Below are 12,557 nucleotides of genomic sequence, written 5' to 3' on the forward strand. Positions count from 1 at the left end.
GTTACACCTTTCCCAATGCTTTCGGTCGGATCATGTCGAGGATGGGGTTTGCCAGGTTCATGAGAAGCACGGCAAACAGGGCACCATCCACCCAGGCCCCTTTGTTTCTGATCAGCACGGTGAGCACCCCGCCCCCGAAGCCGTAGATGAGCATGGGGACGACGTTTACCGGAGAGGAGGCGTCTTCCGTGGCCAGGAAGAAGGCGGCCACCAGCGTGTAACCGCTGAGGAGGTGGAAGACGGGTCCTGCGTAAAGGTCCGGGTTGCTCATGCTGAACAGCCAGGCGCTGATAAAGACGCCCGCCAGAAAGGAGAGAGAGATCTCCCATCGGTTGATGCCGCGGATCATCAGGAAGATGCCGCCGGCAATGAGCCCGGCTCCGCAGACCGCTCCGATGCCACCGGCCTGGTGGCCCATGAGGAGTTCCATGGGGGGGTAGAGCTCGGCCATGCCCGCGCCGAAGAACTTCACGTTGATGAGGGGATCCACCATGGTCCACATCATGTCGTAATCCACGAGCATGCCGTTGAAGTTCATGAGGGAGGGCCAGGACACGGTGAGGACCGCCGCCGAAAGGGCCGGCGGGCAGAAGGGGTTGCCCCCGATGCCGCCGAAGGCCACCTTGCCCATGATGATGGCCACAAAGGTGCCGGTGATGACCATCCACCACGGGGCGGTTGCGGGCAGCAGCATGGAGAGGATGAGGCCCACCATGGCTGCGTTGCCGTCACCGACGGTGGGCTGCTGCTTCATGAGGGTGTTGGCGGTCAGCTCCCAGAAGATGGCCGAAGCCACGGCCAGGGCGGAAACACCCAGGGCAGGGGCGCCGAACATGACCCAGCCGGGGATCAGGGCCACAAGGGCAGCAGCCATGATGAGGTAGCTGCGCTTCATGACGGTGCAGGCGTCCCGGTAGAAGGGCGCGTGGGATACAATCAGTTTGGTCTAATTGTCTATCGTGAGCCTCCCGTTTCACACACTTCATGGAGGCCGCGCCAGCATGATGTGAAGCACAGGCATCTTGGCCACGCAGATGAAGCTGCAGAGGCCGCACTCCACACAGGCGTCGAGATCGTACTTTTCCACCGCCTCTTCGTAGAGGCCGTTTTCCAGCACGCGGATAAGAAGGTTGACCGGGATGTTGGCCGGGCAGACACGCACACACTTGCCGCAGTTGATGCAGTAGGTGTCGGTGAGGCGCGGCATGTTTTCCGGGCCGTAGCAGAGGATGGCGTCGGTGTCCGGGTCCACGGGGAAGTCCGGGGTGTAGACCGACATGCCGGTGAGGGGGCCGCCCACGATGAGGTGGTCACGCTTCACAAGGGTCTCGCCCACCGCCTCGAAGATCCGGGAGATGGGGGTGCCGATGCGGGCATTGACCAGCTTGGTCTGCTTGTCCTTAAGGGTGAGGCTGACGAGCTTTTCCTGGGGAAGGCTTCGGGTGCGAAGGGCCTTTCCGGCGGCCGCCACAGACTCGGCGCTGAAGAAGAGAAAGCCGGCCTCTTCCAGGGTTTTGCCCGCCTCCACCGGGGTGCCGGACAGGCGCTTGGCCAGCAGGAGGGGGTTGCCGTTGGGGTAGAGGTTTTTCACCCCCACGGTCTCGCAGCCGGTGTCTCCGGCTTCGGCCTCCAGGTACTGGGGAAGAACCAGGACCACGCGGGCCTTGGGGGCCAGCTCCTTGATGAAGTCCGCGCCGCGCTTGAAGTCGGCCTTGCGGGCCTGGAGGGCGTATTGGTTGACGTTGGTGAAGAGGTCCTTTTCCAGGGCGCTCAGGATCACGGTGTGGATGCTGTCGCTTCCGAGCCGGGCAAAGGGCGGGCGTCCGGGAAGGTGGGACAGAAAGGCAAGGCTTGTTTCGCCTTTGGCGTCCTGGTCCAGGGCCTCGGAAAAGGCCGGAGAAGGCTCTCCTTCTTCGCTGGTGGCGATGTTCACCAGGGCGAAGTGCCGTCCGTAGTTGCCGGTGCGGGTTTCCACGCTGCCGACGGTGCCGGAGACCGGCGCGGTCAGGTCGTGCTTTTCTTCATCAAACAGTCCGTAGAGGGCTCCCCGTTGAACCTCCACCCCTTTTTTCAGGATGGTTTTCTTTTTATCCACGAGGCTTTTCTGTGACACTGAACCCCAATCTGGAGGGTGACTTCCCCGGGGAGACCGGTGTCCACGGGGTCGGGAAGTCCGCCCTGCACCGTCTCGTAGGGCAGTTTTGCCGCCAGGTAGCCGAAAAACGATCGTCGTATCATTGTAGTAGTCTCAGTCCCTGTGTTGTGATGGTGTTTTGGTGATGAGTCCAGCCGCCCGGAACGTTCCCATGGGTCGGGCCCATGGCCTTTCAGGCGCCGGCAAGGGGGTCGTCAAGGCGTGGGCGGTGGCGTCATCTCATGACGAATAGGCCCGTTACTTTGGCGTGGCATGGCATTCCGCACATTCGGCGGGACCTGCCCCCATCTCTTCATGACAACCGATACACTGGGCGTGTATGGCGTCGGTTCGACCCATCACATCGTCGTCTTCCGACGCGCCGGGTTCATGGCATTCGCTGCAGTTGTACTCTTCATCACCGTCATCCAGGTTGTGATGGCATGAAGCGCAGTCCGTGTCGTACTCATTGACATGGATCTGGTGGGTAAAAAGCACATCCCCCGCGCTTCCCTTGAAGAGCATACGAACCGGTTCTTCCGGCGCGTCAGGCTTCAGCACCGTGTAGCACAGCGCCGCTGTCGCCAGCAGAACCAATCCCAGTATGACGGCCAGTTTCCTCTCGTTTTCTGGGCGCATCCTAAGTCAACTTCCTCTCTCATCCTTGCAGGCCTTGGGCGGAAGACGCGAGCCCTTGGTTTTCCGGCCATGGGCGAGCCGAGGCCCGGCGCCCATGTGCAAAACCCTCCGGCGTGTCGACGGGTGTTGCATCCCTTCTTCCAACTTAAGTCCTGGGTGGTTAAATAGTGAGTGTGTTTCTCACGGCAGCGTCAAGCGGTAAGGACCGTGGGCGTCCATGAAAACAGCGACCGGACAGCTGACCGGCGTCACGTATCGTGACCGGTGAAGTCGCCGTGTGCGGATGATGCTGCTTTGATCTACCGGGTCCCCGACTATACCCCCTTCATGTGATGACACCTTTGTCCGGGGCGGCACGCCCGAGATAAAATCAGGGTAACTGTCCCGTGTACTCCACGTGCCTGAGAAATCCCGTCTTTGGCCGTTCCGGTAAATCCTCGTGAATCTATGATGAAACCGGGCACACCCTTGGGCCAGGTGAAAAATTATCAAGCAATTAATCGCAATAACTTAACCAGAAAACATTCGTATCCGGTGTAGTGGTTGGCAATTTGACAACGGGAGGGGGATTTTTTGTTTCGGAGGAGCGGAAAGCTGCGATTGACAATGGCTTGCCTCCGTAAATCAGGACAAAAAAGGTCTCATTTACAGGAGCAATTCCGGAAAAAAGAGGAGAGCCGTCTTGAAAAAAGGTTCCCCTGAAGGGACGTTGGTTGCGTGATAGGACCGTTGTCAGGCCAGGGGCGCTCCGGGAAGAATGCGAGTAATGCGTGGGGTGTAGGAGTCCCCCCGGGCAATCTTCCCCTCAAAGAAACGGATGATGACAAAGGAGACGGCCAGGGCTCCGAATCCACCGATACCGGCGGCAAGGGAGGGGTTCATTCCGTGGGCCGGGCCCAGGGTGTTTCCGGCGGCCGCTCCTGCCATGAGGGCAAATACCGGAAAGATATAGGCCAGAAGGGACATCTTGATGAGGGTGCCGGTGCCGATGGAGACGAGGACCCGGTCTCCGATGTGGGCTCCGGCGTCGTTGATGGCGCACACCTCCATGGATTTTCCCGAGGCATGGCAGGATCCCTTGGAGGCACAGCCCTCGCAGGCGGAGGTGCGGACGGTTTCCACCCAGGCGCGGCCGTGGGATGCTGTTTTGATGACGATGCCTTCTTCTTGTCTCATGGTGTGTCCTTCAAGGTGATTGGGTCCATCCCCGCATTTTTCCGCAGGGGCACATGGCACCATATAAGATGCCCGCATAAAAATCAAAGGTCCGGTAACCGTGGCACCGGAGGGGGCTGATTGGGGCAGGGGAATCGGGGCTAAGGCATCCGAAAATGAGGAACCCGCATCGTCGACAGCGGCCAAACGGGTCAAGAGAGTGAAAAACGGGGGGATGGTTTCCAGTCTCAGAACAAGGGGCCGGGACGATGCGGGTCCGATGCCAATGCAGGCAGGAGAGAAACATTACAACATGCGTGCCATAGTGGGTGGGAAAAAATTGTCCCATGATTTCAAGGGGGGACGGGGGCCTTGGGGACTGAAGCGTGTCCGAAATAACGGATGGGGACGGGCCTGTGTACGGATTTTTGGAAAACAGGTGGGTTGCACGCTCGGAAGGGGAGACATTTGGCGTTGTTGCGCGGTGTCCGGGGGAACAATGGAAAAAAGATGCATTTGAAAAAGTGGCATAATTTTTGTAAGAAGTAATGGACAAAGACGGGGCTTTGCCCGTTATGGAAAGGGGTGGCCGGAAAAGCCCGATGCAGGGCATGTCCCCGGTGGAGCCACAGGACGTATGGCAACGGGGCCATTCCATGTGTCGGCACATTTTATCCGGGTCACCATTTTGCTAAAATGGTATCGTTGTGAAAAGTCGGGTATTTACATTTTTGGAAACCGGCTGTAAAGTGACCTCGACCTCATGGCTTACCGAGGTCGGGACGACCCGTCGGCTCATCGACGTGTGACACGTTTATCAAGACTGTGTGGCGGGTGATACAAGGCGACCCCGGGGTTGCCGGAACCAACACCTAATATCCTTCTATGGGGTAGTTATGACCATTGTGATTCCTTTACTGGTACTTTGTGGGCTGGGAGCTGCCATCGGCCTTCTGCTTGCCCTTGCCGACAAAAAACTTGCCGTCGAGACCAACCCTCTTATTGATGAGGTCGCCGACATCCTCCCTGCGGGTAACTGCGCCAACTGCGGCTATGCCGGGTGCGGACAGTACGCCGAAGCCGTGGTGGAAGACCCGGAAGTGCGCCCTGACCTCTGTACGCCCGGTGGCAACGAGGTGGCCCAGAAAATTGCCGCGCTCACCGGAAAAAAAGCTGCGGAGATCAAGCCTGTAAAGGCCGTGGCCCGCTGCAAGGGGTGTCCCGAAACCAACAGCACCACCAAATATATCTACAACGGCTTAAACGACTGCGAAGCCGCGGCCAACCTCTTTGCCGGTGAAAAAGGCTGCGAATACGGCTGCCTTGGCCTGGGGAACTGCGTACGCGCCTGTCCCTTTGACGCCCTTGTCATCGGCGAGCTCAACGTGCCCAAGGTAAACGTGGACAATTGCGTGGGATGCGGCCTCTGCGTTACGGCCTGCCCCAGGGACATCATGGTCCTGGTCCCCGACAACGCCGTCAGCGTCATCGGCTGCCAGAACCGCCAGAAGGGCGGCCAGACCAAAAAGGTCTGCAACGTGGGCTGCATCGGCTGCCGTCTCTGCGTCAAGGCCTGTCCCCATGACGCCATGAAGGTGGTGGATAACCTCTGCGAGATCGATTACGACAAGTGTCAGTTCTGTGAAGACGCACCCTGTCTCCAGGTCCAGTGCAAGCCCGGGGTTATCGCCCCCGGCTACGGCGCACCCATCAAGTTCCTCACCGGAAAGATGACCGAGCTTGAAGAGAAGGCCGAGCCCAAGGCCACCGAGGCCGCACCTGAAAAAGCGGCTGAGGCGTCCAAAGCAGAGACTCCCGAAGCAGACGCACCCAAAGAGGAGAAGAAGGAAGCGGCAGAAGCCGAAGCCTGATTCTAATCAGGGTGAGCGCACCACATTGTGCATGAAATAAAGGGGCACCGACCTTAGGGTCGGTGCCCCTTTTTTATTTTGTCGCTAAAAGCGCCAGGGTCGCCTCCATGAAGGGACGGAGATCGGCCTCAACGATAAGGTCGCTGACGGCGTGGATGGCCGCATCCGGGTCGCGGTTCACCGAGATCACGGTGGTGCTCCGGGGAATGCCTGCAAGGTGCTGGGTGGAGCCGGAGATGCCCAGGGCGATGTAGAGATCCGCGGTGATGGCGGTGCCTGTGATCCCCACCTGGCAGGGGTAGGGCATCCAGCCCATGTCCACAAGGGGGCGGGAGCACCCTGTGGCGGCGCCGGGCAGGGCCTCTGCAAAGCGGCGGAACAGGGACAGGTTCTCCTGTGAGCCGATGCCCCGGCCCACGGAGACCACCACCCGGGCGCCGGACAGGTCTGCGTTTCCTCTTTCCTGAGCCGATGAGGATCGGATGCGGATCGGACCCGGGGCCACAGCCAAAGGGCGGACAGTGACACGCCCCGGAACATCGGCGTCCGGAGCAGGGGAGAGCGCCCCGGCCTGCAAGGTGATCACCCCGCCAGCGGGGGCCTTGACGTGCAGAAGGGAGGTGCCTGATCCGGCGCTGCGAAAAAAGGTCGCCGTTTCCGTGTCGTATCCCGTCACACAGGGAACCGTGGGGAGCCCCAAACCCACAGCCAGGACCGGGGCCACTTCCATGGACCAGGGCGTGTGGGGCAACAGGAGATGCCGGAGCCCTTGTGCGGGGAGCACCGCCCTGAGGGCCGTTACCATGTCCGCGGCAGGATGGGCTTCCGGGTCACACACCAACCCCAGGGTGTCTACTCCCGAGGCTTCGGCAAACCGGCGGGCGCCAAGGGCCGCCTCTTTTCCGCACACCACGGCCATGATGCCGGATGTTTCGGTTTTGTTCAGTCGCAGGGCCAGGGCTGCCAGCTCCATGGCGACGGCGGGCAGATGAGTGCCGGAGATGTCGATGATAAGTGCGATCATGATGTCAGGATAAAGTAGATAATAGGAAATAGGTTATAGGTTATAGGCCGTTGCGCTTTGGCCCGAGGAACGAGGGACAAAGCGCAACGGCAATATGCTTTCGAGGTGGCTCACCTCACCGCCGGAGGTCTGCTTTTTTTATTCTGGCAACACCTGGCGTTCCTTGAGATAGGCGATGAAATGTGCGGCCTGCTCTTCCGGTGATCCCTTGATGCGGAGGCCACGGCCCCTTTGCACCGGCGGGGAGGTGCCGGTGACCGGGGTCGTGACCGTTGGGGCTGCCGGGGGCACACTTCGGCACTCAATGGGCTGGCTGCGCGCTTTGATCATGTGGGTAATGTTGGGGTAGCGTGGGGTGTTGAACCCCTGTTGCACGGTGACAAGGCAGGGAAAGGGCAGGCTTACCACCTGCCGCATGCCTGCCCCGGCGTCCCGGGTGACCTCCAGGGTGCGGGGGGATTCTGTGATGCGGAGCTCTTCCACGACCTGGCAGGTGTGGGGGATGCCCAGCATGGCGGCAAGGGCTGGGCCGGTCATGCCCTGCATGAGGTCTTCGCTCATGGCCCCGCAGAGGATGAGATCGGGCCTGAGGTCGTCAAGGACCGGGAACAGGGCCGCGGCCGTTTTCGTGGCACAGAGGGGTTCAATGTCTGCCTTGATCTGGATGGCTTTATCGGCCCCCATGCCGAGTCCTCGCCTCAGGGCGTCGGTGACCCGGTCGGGGCCCACGGAGACCAGGGTAAGCGTGACCCCTCTCCCGGACTCTTTGATGCGCAGGGCCTCTTCCAGTGCGTGTTCGTCCAGGCGGTTGATGCGAAAGTCCTCGGGTGATGCCTCCGGGTCCGGCTGGAGCTGTGTGGAACCGGTGTTGTGGACCTGCTTGATGAGCACAGCGATGTGCATGGGGCCTCCCCCTTTTTTCCGGTTTCGTGGGTACATGGTTACTGTAGCGTGGGGGGAAAAGGGTTTCAACAAAAAAAGCGAGCGCTCGTTCTTTTTTTCTTGACAGGTTGGCGTCGGCCTTTTTAGAGTGTGATTCAGCAGCGATACCACGGCAGCGCCAGGCAGGGGCTGTCGATGATCCGTGTGGCCGGTCGCGGGCCAGCCTTTCCTCACTGGCACATCTCCGCGACCGGTCATCTCACCTGAACGAAGGGGATACGGACATGGCCCGAATCATTTTCATACGGCACGGGCAGGCCGCCTTTGGAAGCCAGCGCTATGACAGCCTCACCGACCTGGGAAAAGCCCAGGCCAAAGCGGTGGGGGACCACTTCAGCGCCTGCAAGGTCTCCTTTGACCGGGTGGTGGCAGGAGAGCCGAAGCGCCAGCAGGCCTCCGCGGCCCTGGCCCTGTCCGTGATGAATACGCCCCGGGATGTGGCGGTTTGTTCTGATTTTAACGAATACGACCACATGGGCATCATTGAGGCTGCCCATCCCCTCATTGCCCGAAGCCATCCCCATCTGACAGAGGCCCTTGAAGCCCGTTTCTCCAACCATACCTTTCAGCCGTTTTTTGAAGAGGCCCTCTCTCTCTGGATGGGCGGCATGCCCCTGCCTTCGGGGGTGGAGTCCTTTGGCGCGTTTGCCGGGCGTGTTCGCTCCGGCCTCAAGGGCCTTGCAGCAGGCCTTGCCCCCCGGGAAACCGTCGCTGTCTTTTCGTCGGGCGGTGCCATTGCCATGGCCCTGGGGGGTGCCCTCAACCTGTCGCCGTCGGAGTCCATGATCCTTTCATGGGAGCTTGTAAACGGGGGGTATTCCACCCTGCGTGTCGGCAAACGAGGGATACGTCTCATGAGCGCCAACGTGTCCGCCCATCTGGCCCTTCTGGGCCGGGAGTGGGTGACGTATAGATAAAGATTTGGCGCTGCTATTCAGGCAACTATTCAGCTTGCCTCCGGGGGGGCGCTTTTATGAAAAAAAGCTCCGCAAAAAATTTTCCTAATGTGAAAAAGTGGAAATTATTTCGGCGGAGCCTGGAAAGGCTTGCTTAAGACCTGTTTGTCAAACCCGGTTTTATAAATCAGGCTAAACTCTAAATCGAGGAGACCGTCATGGATTTTGGCGTATCGGAACGCATTGAGACCATCGTCTCGATGATCAACGAGTTTGTGGATCGGGAGCTGATTCCCATGGAGCCGGAGTACCTCGTGCATGACTTTAACGACATGCTGCCGAAGATTCGGGAGAAGCAGGCCATGGTCCGGCAGATGGTGTCTGCGCCCACTTTCCTGTGGAGTGCGGGGGCATGGGGCTCTCTTGGTTGAACACGGCCTAGTTCCTAGGCTCTGGGGCGTTCCCCCTGGTCATCTTCCGTTCCGGTCAGGCCCCGGATGCGGGGAACGTGGAGATCCTTCACATGTTCGGCACCGATGAGCAGAAAAAACGCTACCTGAATCCCCTGGTGGCGGGCGACATCCGCAGCTGCTTTTCCATGACCGAGGTGGACATGCCGGGATCCAATCCGGTGATGCTGGAGACCACGGCAGAGAAAGACGGGGACGACTACGTCATAAACGGCCACAAGTGGTACACCACCAGCGCCGACGGAGCTGACTTTGCCATTGTCATGGCCGTCACCAACCCGGACGCTCCCCCGTACCTCCAGGCCAGCATGATCATCGTGCCCGGTGAGACCCCGGGGTTCAACATCGTGCGCAACATCCCGGTCATGGGCCATGAAGGCAACGGCTACGCAAGCCACGCCGAGATCCTCTATCAGTCCTGCCGGGTGCCTCAAACAAACCTTCTGGGACCCGAAGGCCAGGGGTTTGTCATTGCCCAGGAGCGCCTGGGCCCGGGACGCATCCATCACTGCATGCGCTGGCTGGGGATCTGCAGGCGGGCCTTTGACCTCATGTGCAAGCGGGCCAACGAGCGGGTCATCGCCCCCAACGGGAAAACCCTGGCCACCCGCCAGATCATCCAGGGCTGGATCGCCGAATCCGCAGCCGAGATGGAGGCCGCCCGCCTCATGACCCTCCACGCCGCCTGGCAGATCGACAACGTGGGGGCGGCCAAGGCCCGGGACAGCATCAGCATGATCAAGTTTGTGGTGGCCAACACCATGAACCGCATCGTGGACCGGGCTCTGCAGGTCCACGGTGGCCTGGGCATGACCGACGACACCATTTTGGCTTATTTCTACCGCCACGAACGTGCCGCCCGTATCTACGATGGTGCAGACGAAGTCCATAAAACCTCTCTGGCCAAACGGATCCTGCGGAGTTATGAAGGACGGGAGGTGAGGTAGAAAAACGAGCCTCCGGCGGCAAGGTGTGCCACCTTGAAAGCTGGTTACGAATGCGCTTTGCCCCTCGTTCCTCGGGTCAAATCACATCCGTATTTGTGTCGGCGTAAACGTAAAATATGATTTTAAAATCTGTTTGTTAAACTTTTCAAAAGTTTAGCCCCCGGCAGGGCCGCCGGAGGCATAAGCTGAATGGTTACCATTCGTTTTTAGTTTGGGTAATATCAGTATGGGACAAGGGCAAGGGGCTGACGTGACGACGAAAGATTATCGTGTATTTCAAGAGAAGTTCGAGGTTTCCAGGGAGGAGATGATCCGGGAGCTGTTCCGGGAAAACGCAGGGTCCATCCGTGTGAAAAAAGAGGCCACGGCGGTGAAGAACCTCCAGCGGATCATCCAGGCGGTGTTCGCCATTTCCATGGAGAAGGGGTTCCAGGCCATGAGCATGCGGGACCTGTGCACCGAAAGCGGTCTCTCCATGGGCGGGCTGTATGGGTATATCCAGAGCAAAGAAGAACTCCTTGCCCTGATCCAGGGGCAGGGACGGCGGATTCTGGAGCGGTTTTTACGGGAGAGCGTCACAGACCTCACCGACCCCTTTGACAAACTCGCTGCCCTGATCCGAGCGCACATCTACCTGAGCGAGGTGGCCCGGCCGTGGTTTTTTTTCAGCTTCATGGAGTCCCGCCACCTGGGCAAAGAGGATGTCAGCCGGGCCCTTGCCATGGAAGCGGCAACGGAAAAAGCCCTCACCGATCAGATTGAAGAGGGCATCGCGGAAAAGGCCTTTACCCCCTGCGATGCCGCCCTGATCGCAGGGCTCATAAAAGCCATGCAGCAGGACTGGTACCTGAAACGCTGGAAGTTCAAAAAACGGGGCACCTCCGTGGAATCCTACGCTGACGCCGTCATCGAGATGGCCTTCTCTCGGTTAGCATAAGCTCAAGGAAAAGCTGCCTTCTATGGTTAAAGTGACCGGCAAAAAGCGTGCCTCCGGCGGCGAGGGTGGCGAAGCCACGATAACGAAAACACCTCGAAAGCATATAGCCCTTGCGCTTTGTCCCTCGTTCCTCGGGCCAAAGCGCAGGGGCCTTCGGCTCGGGCTTCGCCCGACATAAAGGCTGGTGGTTTCTGCGAGTTGCTATACAAGTTTCGACGTCACAGGATACGCATCGGTATTTTGCTGGATATCAGATTTAACCGCACTGCCCCCCGTTTTGGGAAAAAAGAACCGTAAAACGTTCCCGATGGAGCATGACAAACTGTCAAGGTTGTCTCGGCGGAGCCTTACAAGATAGTCGTAAAACCTGTTTGTTAAACTTTTTAAAAGTTTAGCCCCCGGCAGGGCCGCCGGAGGCTGTTTTTTCTGTCTGCCTAATTCAGAGATATGGAAGAGGAGAGCGCATGAAGGACACAGCACAGGCGATTCGTGACGGAGAAGGGCTGGACGAGGGCAAGCTGTATGATTGCTTGGTGGCCAACATCCCGGGGCTTTCCGGCCCCCTGACACTGACCCAGTTTCCCAGCGGGTTTTCCAACCTTACCTATCTGGTGCGCGTGGGAGAGACCGAGATGGTCCTGCGCAGGCCTCCCTTCGGGGCCAGGATCAAGAGCGCCCACGACATGGGGCGTGAGTACCGTATCTTAAGCGCCTTAAGGCCCCATTTTCCATACTGCCCTGAGCCGTTGTACTACACCGAGGATCCGGAGGTGATGGGGTGCCCCTTTTACGTCATGGAGCGCATGGAGGGGATCATCCTTAGAAAGGACCTGCCCGCAGGGCTTGCCTACAGTCCGGCCCAGGCGAAAGGGCTCTGCGAAAGGGTGCTGGACGTCCAGGTGGCTCTCCACGGCATCGACGTGGAAGAGGCGGGGCTTGATTTTCTGGGCAAGCCCGAAGGGTATGTAAGGCGTCAGGTGGAGGGGTGGAGCAGGCGCTACCGCAACGCCCGGACCGACGACGCCCCGGACTTCGAAGCCGTCATGGAGTGGCTTGCAGACCACATGCCCGAAGACACGCCGCAGCCCACCATCGTCCATAACGACTACAAACTGGACAACATCGTGTTGTCCGAGGCCGATCCCATGGCGATCATCGGGGTTCTGGACTGGGAGATGGCCACCTACGGTGACCCCCTCATGGATCTGGGCAACTCCCTGGCCTACTGGGTGGAGAAAGACGACCCCGAAGAGATGCAGATGATCCGCCTTATGCCCACGAACATGGACGGGGCGCTCTCCCGGTCCGAGATGGTGGCTCGCTACGGCAGGCTCACGGGCCGGGATGTTTCGGGGTTTGATTACTACCATTGCTTTGGCCTGTTTCGCCTGGCCGTTATTGCCCAGCAGATTTACCAGCGGTACCACAAGGGCCTCACCAGGGACAAGCGGTTTGCCATGCTGATTTTTGCGGTGCAGATCCTTGAGAGGACCGCTCTATCATATGTACTGAACCGGAAATCAATGGATCATGGGAGGTAGG

General features: G+C 59.4%; 12 protein-coding genes. 6 read left to right on the plus strand and 6 right to left on the minus strand.

Translation table 11 applies throughout. The features are described 5' to 3' along the window. Position 1: 1 nt before the first annotated feature. The 4 genes from ACOYW2_RS26500 to ACOYW2_RS26515 all read right to left on the minus strand — a co-directional run bounded on the left by ACOYW2_RS26500 (position 2) and on the right by ACOYW2_RS26515 (position 3,949). Positions 2–940 carry an RnfABCDGE type electron transport complex subunit D gene (locus ACOYW2_RS26500; protein ID WP_482423844.1) on the minus strand — a complete coding sequence of 313 codons (939 nt, stop codon included), beginning with the start codon at positions 938–940 and terminating at the stop codon, positions 2–4. A gap of 42 nt (positions 941–982) precedes the next feature. Beyond that, complete coding sequence (locus ACOYW2_RS26505; protein WP_482768511.1) at positions 983–2,095, minus strand: 4Fe-4S dicluster domain-containing protein; 1,113 nt, start codon at positions 2,093–2,095, stop codon at positions 983–985. Positions 2,096–2,392: 297 nt separating this feature from the next. Then, positions 2,393–2,773 carry a cytochrome c3 family protein gene (locus tag ACOYW2_RS26510; protein ID WP_180138682.1) on the minus strand — a complete coding sequence of 127 codons (381 nt, stop codon included), beginning with the start codon at positions 2,771–2,773 and terminating at the stop codon, positions 2,393–2,395. A gap of 732 nt (positions 2,774–3,505) precedes the next feature. Then, positions 3,506–3,949: a SoxR reducing system RseC family protein gene (locus ACOYW2_RS26515; RefSeq protein ID WP_180138684.1), complete on the minus strand. Its 444-nt coding sequence runs from the start codon at positions 3,947–3,949 to the stop codon at positions 3,506–3,508. 875 nt (positions 3,950–4,824) lie between these two features. Between ACOYW2_RS26515 and rnfB the strand changes: the two genes are divergently transcribed. Next, the gene (gene rnfB / locus ACOYW2_RS26520; RefSeq protein WP_482768512.1) at positions 4,825–5,799 is read left to right on the plus strand and encodes an RnfABCDGE type electron transport complex subunit B; all 975 of its coding nucleotides are present in this window, start codon (positions 4,825–4,827) and stop codon (positions 5,797–5,799) included. 73 nt (positions 5,800–5,872) lie between these two features. Here the strand turns inward: rnfB and ACOYW2_RS26525 are convergent, their stop codons facing one another. Together ACOYW2_RS26525 and ACOYW2_RS26530 are read right to left on the minus strand one after the other, a co-directional pair. After that, entirely contained in the window at positions 5,873–6,823 is a 951-nt protein-coding gene (locus ACOYW2_RS26525; RefSeq protein ID WP_482768513.1) for an electron transfer flavoprotein subunit alpha/FixB family protein, read from the minus strand. Between the two features lie 138 nt (positions 6,824–6,961). Next, positions 6,962–7,726: an electron transfer flavoprotein subunit beta/FixA family protein gene (locus ACOYW2_RS26530; protein ID WP_482768514.1), complete on the minus strand. Its 765-nt coding sequence runs from the start codon at positions 7,724–7,726 to the stop codon at positions 6,962–6,964. A gap of 263 nt (positions 7,727–7,989) precedes the next feature. Between ACOYW2_RS26530 and ACOYW2_RS26535 the strand changes: the two genes are divergently transcribed. From ACOYW2_RS26535 to ACOYW2_RS26555, 5 genes are all read left to right on the plus strand, one after another. Next, positions 7,990–8,682 (plus strand): histidine phosphatase family protein, encoded by a 693-nt coding sequence (locus ACOYW2_RS26535; RefSeq protein WP_482768515.1) that lies wholly within the window; start codon positions 7,990–7,992, stop codon positions 8,680–8,682. Between the two features lie 197 nt (positions 8,683–8,879). After that, positions 8,880–9,092 carry a hypothetical protein gene (locus ACOYW2_RS26540; RefSeq protein WP_482768516.1) on the plus strand — a complete coding sequence of 71 codons (213 nt, stop codon included), beginning with the start codon at positions 8,880–8,882 and terminating at the stop codon, positions 9,090–9,092. 77 nt (positions 9,093–9,169) lie between these two features. Further along, complete coding sequence (locus tag ACOYW2_RS26545) at positions 9,170–10,078, plus strand: acyl-CoA dehydrogenase family protein (RefSeq protein WP_482768517.1); 909 nt, start codon at positions 9,170–9,172, stop codon at positions 10,076–10,078. A 250-nt stretch (positions 10,079–10,328) separates the two neighbouring features. Further along, complete coding sequence (locus tag ACOYW2_RS26550) at positions 10,329–11,015, plus strand: TetR/AcrR family transcriptional regulator (protein WP_482768518.1); 687 nt, start codon at positions 10,329–10,331, stop codon at positions 11,013–11,015. Between the two features lie 464 nt (positions 11,016–11,479). Continuing rightward, positions 11,480–12,556, plus strand: coding sequence for a phosphotransferase family protein (locus tag ACOYW2_RS26555; protein ID WP_482768519.1), 1,077 nt, complete (start codon positions 11,480–11,482; stop codon positions 12,554–12,556). Position 12,557: the final 1 nt, after the last annotated feature.

The organism is Desulfoluna sp. CLI2B, assembly GCF_056847375.1.